General features: G+C 54.8%; 5 protein-coding genes and 1 pseudogene. All 6 read left to right on the top strand.

Features of this window, described 5'->3' with window-relative positions; translation table 11 throughout:
• Positions 1 to 263 (top strand): annotated as a pseudogene (locus EJP87_RS11885) (methionyl-tRNA formyltransferase); the annotation flags it as partial.
• A 133-nt stretch (positions 264 to 396) separates the two neighbouring features.
• The gene (tpx, locus tag EJP87_RS11890) at positions 397 to 903 is read left to right on the top strand and encodes a thiol peroxidase (RefSeq protein WP_130472096.1); all 507 of its coding nucleotides are present in this window, start codon (positions 397 to 399) and stop codon (positions 901 to 903) included.
• Positions 904 to 1180: 277 nt separating this feature from the next.
• A complete protein-coding gene (locus EJP87_RS11895; protein WP_130472097.1) occupies positions 1181 to 1921 on the top strand; it encodes a SapC family protein in 741 nt (246 codons plus the stop codon).
• 24 nt (positions 1922 to 1945) lie between these two features.
• Complete coding sequence (gene neuC, locus EJP87_RS11900; protein WP_130472098.1) at positions 1946 to 3148, top strand: UDP-N-acetylglucosamine 2-epimerase; 1203 nt, start codon at positions 1946 to 1948, stop codon at positions 3146 to 3148.
• Between the two features lie 17 nt (positions 3149 to 3165).
• A complete protein-coding gene (neuB, locus tag EJP87_RS11905; RefSeq protein WP_130472099.1) occupies positions 3166 to 4296 on the top strand; it encodes an N-acetylneuraminate synthase in 1131 nt (376 codons plus the stop codon).
• Positions 4293 to 4803: acylneuraminate cytidylyltransferase family protein (locus EJP87_RS11910; RefSeq protein ID WP_130472100.1), on the top strand; the 511-nt coding region annotated here is incomplete at its 3' end. The genes neuB and EJP87_RS11910, both read left to right, overlap by 4 nt.

The following is a 4803-nucleotide window of genomic DNA, read 5'->3' on the forward strand; positions in this document are numbered from 1 at the left end:
TCAATCCTTGGCCGGGGGCACAAACCCTCTGCAATGGTAAACCACTCAAACTGTTTGCCAGTCGTCTGGCGACGGGCAGTGGCGCACCAGGAGAGATTCTTGCCCGCCATGCCGATGCCATAGAGGTTGCCTGTGCCACGGGGAGCCTGTTGATTACCGAGTTGCAACCGGCTGGCAAACGGCGTATGTACGCAGCCGAATGGTTGCGTGGTTTGTCCATCCTGCCTGAACAGTTTTTCTCGCAACCGGCGATCCGCAGTTGACGGATCTCTGCTGCTATACGGCAGACCTTTCCTTTACGGAAAAAAATTGATATTTGATCCTCTCTAAGTTGGAAGCGCGGTTTCCGACAATCCCCTTCCCTTGTTTCCCTTTACTTTGCCAGGAGAGCAGCTAATGGCTCAAATCGCCTTCAAAGGAAATCCCATTCATACCTGTGGTGAGTTGCCTGCCGTGGGCAGTGCAGCCCCGGATTTTTGTTTAACCGGTACCGATCTTGCGGATGTGTCACTGCAAAATTTTGCCGGCAAACGGTTAATACTCAATATTTTTCCGAGTGTTGATACCGGCGTGTGCGCCGCTTCAGTGCGTCGCTTCAACAGCGAAGCTGCGCAATTGGAAAATACCGTAGTGCTGTGTATCTCCGTCGATCTGCCCTTTGCCCACAAACGTTTCTGTGGTGCAGAAGGAATCAGCGCGGTGCAATCCGTATCAGAGATGCGTGCCAGAGGTTTTGCTGAAGCCTATGGCGTGCGCATGGTTGATGGGCCACTGGCTGGTTTGATGTCCCGCGCCGTCGTGGTGATCAATGGCAGTGGGCAGGTGGTCTATACCCAGCAGGTGCCAGAGATTGTCGAAGAGCCCAATTATGCCGATGCCCTGGCTGCTGCCGCTGCTGCTTGATTCTGTTCCGCACGCCTGTTTTCCGCCCGTGTCATACGGGCGGATCTCTCCTTGATGCTCTTTTTCTGACTCTGGCCAACAACAACGAAACAGACAGAAAACAGACAGAAAATCTCTCTCCCTACCCTTTTCTGGCCATGGCCAACAGAAACGGAAAAGAGAGAAAATATTTCTCCCTTTTTGTCGGAAATTGGTTTACAATAACATGGTACGCGGGAGAAATCAGGTCGCAGCAGCTCCCTTGTAATTCAGACATTCCTTCGAGGAGAAACGCAGCATGAAGCAGCTTTTGTTTTATGAACAGCCGGTGGCACTCAACAAAGAACGGCATCGGAGCTTCAAAATCGACAACAAAGGGGCCAACTACTCCTTTGCTCAGGGTACCAATTCGGTGATCATCACCGGAATGGAATTTGTCCATGTCGCCAAAGAGTATCCCATCGTCTTTGCCAAGGCGGGTGAGCGGACCATTCCTCTGGCCATGCTGGGGCTGCGTAATGATGAAAATCTCTATGTAGATGCTGCTGGTCAATGGGATGCCCGCTATATTCCAGCCTTTGTGCGCCGCTATCCCTTTGTCCTGGCCGACTCTGGAGATGGTAACCTGGCAGTCTGCATCGACGAAAAATTTCCCGGTTTCAATAGCGAATCGGGAACCCCTCTGTTTACCGACGAAGGTGAACAGGCTCCCCTGCTGGAAAATGCCATCCGTTTTCTCAAAGAGTATCAAGGGCAAAATCAGCGCACGGAGATTTTTGTCAACCGTCTGCTTGAGATGGAGCTGCTCACCGAGTTGACCGCACGTGCCGAACTGGCCGGTGGCGTCAAATTTTCCATGGGTGGCCTGCTGGTGGTGGATGAAAAAAAATTGATGGAGTTGCCCCAGGAAAAGGCTTTGGAGCTGTTTCGTTCTGGTGAATTAGGTTGGATCTATGCACATCTGCTCTCTCTCTCCAACATGAACCGCTTGGCGGAGCTGTTGAGCAAATTGGGTGTGGATGCTGGACGGGTCAACTAAAAGCGCTGGCGTGGAAGAGCTGCTTTGAGCACCGGCACTGCAGAGGATGGTCTACTGGCGGAATGCCGGGGGCGTATCCGTGTTTTGGCTTTGACCGGGATCCGTTCCGAATATGATCTGCTCTATCCTCTGCTGCGGGCACTGGAGGATGATCCTGCCTTTCATTTAGGGGTGATTGTCTGTGGTGCGCATCTGACCGATCGGCATCACTATTCAGTACGCAGAATCGAGGAGGATGGTTTGCCCATCTGCGAACGCCTGGAGACCTTGCTTCACTCCGACAGCCGGGTGGGCAAGGTGCGCTCCAGTGCTCTTCTGATGAGCTCTCTTGCACAAACTCTCGATCGAGAGCGTCCCGATCTGCTCCTGCTGTTGGGCGATCGGGAAGAGGTGGTGGTGGGGGCCTTGAGTGGACTGTATCTGGGTATTCCTGTAGTCCACCTGGCCGGAGGGGACTCTCTGTATGGTGGCTGTCCGGATGAGTGGGTACGCCATGCAGCCAGCAAAATGAGTCATCTGCATCTGGTGATGACGCAAGCCCATGCCGAGCGTCTGCAACGCATGGGTGAAGAGCTTTGGCGTATCCACGTAGTCGGCAGTGGTGGGGTGGACCGCTTACGCCAAGAGCCACCCTTGAGCGTGGACGAACTGGCGGCGCACCTGGGTGAAAAAGTCCGCGCTCCCTTCGGCATCTTTCTTTTCCATCCGTTGCTGGATGATCATCCGCTCTCTCCCGCCGCTCAGGTGGAGCTGTGTCTGCAGGCGGTTGCCCAAAGCGGTTTGCACCTGTTTGCGGGTGCTCCCAACAGTGATCCAGGGGCGATGGAAATTGCCCAGGTTTTGCAAAAAGCTGCCGAGCGGCAAGCCATTACACTGTATCGCCATCTGCCCCGTGCTGTTTTTGTTGCCCTGTTGCGCCATGCCCGCTGCCTGCTGGGCAACTCCTCTCTGGCTTTTCACGAAGCACCTTTTTTGGGTCTGCCTGCCGTCAATATTGGCAATCGCCAACAGGGCCGACTGGCTGCCGCCCAGTTGCAATCGGTAGCGCTTGATCGGCAACATATTCGCGAAGCAGTAGAACGGGCTGCCTTTGATCAGCAATACAGGGCAACCATTCAGGCTGGGGATCCGCTCTATGGCGATGGTTATATGGCAGAACGCTCCCTGACCATCCTCAAGAGCCTGCCGGGCAAACAACGTCTGCTCGGCAAACAGATGACCTATTAATCAGGAACAGTCACCCCATGTCCCTCTATTGGCCTCCCCCCTCTCTTCCTGCTCCGGCAGCTCGGACCCTGATCATTGCCGAAGCCGGGGTCAACCATAATGGCAATCTGCAGCAAGCGTTGCAGTTGGTGGATGCTGCTGTGGCAGCAGGAGCCGATGCCGTCAAGTTTCAGACCTTTCGCAGCAGCGCCTTGGTTGGTCCAAAGGTAGCCAAAGCCGCCTATCAGCAACGCAATACCGGTCAAGAGGAGTCGCAATGGCAGATGCTGCAACGCCTGGAGTTGGATGCAGAGAGCCATATCCAGTTGCAACAATACTGTTTTGCCCGGAATATTCATTTTATATCCACACCATTTGACAGGGAAAGTCTGCAGTTTTTGGTCGATGGCTTATATTTGCAGACCATCAAAATCGCTTCCGGGGAGATAACCAACGCACCACTGTTATGGCAGGCCGCGCACAGCGGTCGACGGATTATTCTCTCGACGGGTATGTCTACTCTGGCAGAGGTTGAGCAGGCTCTGGCGGTATTGGCTTGTGGCTATTTGGGTCAATCTCCCTCTCTGGCCGCTTTTGCCGCCGCTTGGCAATCGGCAGTCGGGCGGCAACATCTTGCGGAAAAGGTGATCCTTCTGCACTGCACCAGCGACTATCCAGCTCCTGCACACAGTATCAATTTGCGGGCCATGGATACCTTGCGTGCAGCATTTGCGCTGCCGGTGGGCCTTTCCGACCATTCCGAGGGCATTGCTGTTGCCACTGCAGCCGTGGCTCGTGGGGCCTGTTTGATCGAAAAACATTTTACACTTGATCGTACCCTGCCTGGTCCAGACCATCGTGCCTCTTTGGAACCCAATGAGTTGACCGCCATGGTGCAGGCGATTCGTGCGGTGGAACAGGCGCTGGGAACGGGTGGCAAAAATGTGACTGAAGCAGAGTTGCCCAATCGAACATTGGTACGCAAACAGTTGGTGGCGGTGCGCGATATTGCTGCAGGCGAGCTGTTTACAACAGAAAATCTGGGTTGCAAACGACCCGGAGTGGGCATTGCACCGATGCACTATTGGCATTGGCTGGGTCGCCGCGCCAAACGCTCCTATCAGGCTGAAGAGGCCATCGTTGCTGAGGATGAGGAGGCAGCTTCATGATTGCCGGGGAGAGTGTGTTGGCAATCATGCCAGCGCGCGGAGGTTCCAAGGGGTTGCCGGGAAAAAATTGTCTGTCAATGCTGGGTAAGCCTCTTTTGGCTTGGACCATTGCCGCTGCCCAAGAGTGTACAGCCATCGATCGCTTGATCCTCTCCTCCGAGGATGCCACCATCATGGCAACCGCCAGAGAGTGGGGGTGTGAGGTTCCTTTTGTGCGGCCGACTCCTTTGGCCAGCGATACGGCTTCGACAATCGAGGTGCTGCGCCATGCACTGCAGAGTCTGCCAGAGCGTTATGAATGGTTGGTTTTGTTGCAACCGACCTCACCGCTGCGCCAGGCTGAAGATATTACTGCCTGCCTGATGATGTGTCAGCGCTATCAGGCTCCGGCCTGTGTTTCAGTCACACCGGTCAAGTCACCCTATTGGAGCTTTTTCCTCAGCTCAGAGCAGGAGCTGCAGCCGGTGATGGGACAGGAGATCCCGACAGCCGGTCGCCAGCAGCTTC

It is taken from the genome of Candidatus Magnetaquicoccus inordinatus, assembly GCF_004217665.1.
In the GTDB taxonomy this organism is placed as follows: Bacteria; Pseudomonadota; Magnetococcia; order Magnetococcales; family Magnetaquicoccaceae; genus Magnetaquicoccus; species Magnetaquicoccus inordinatus.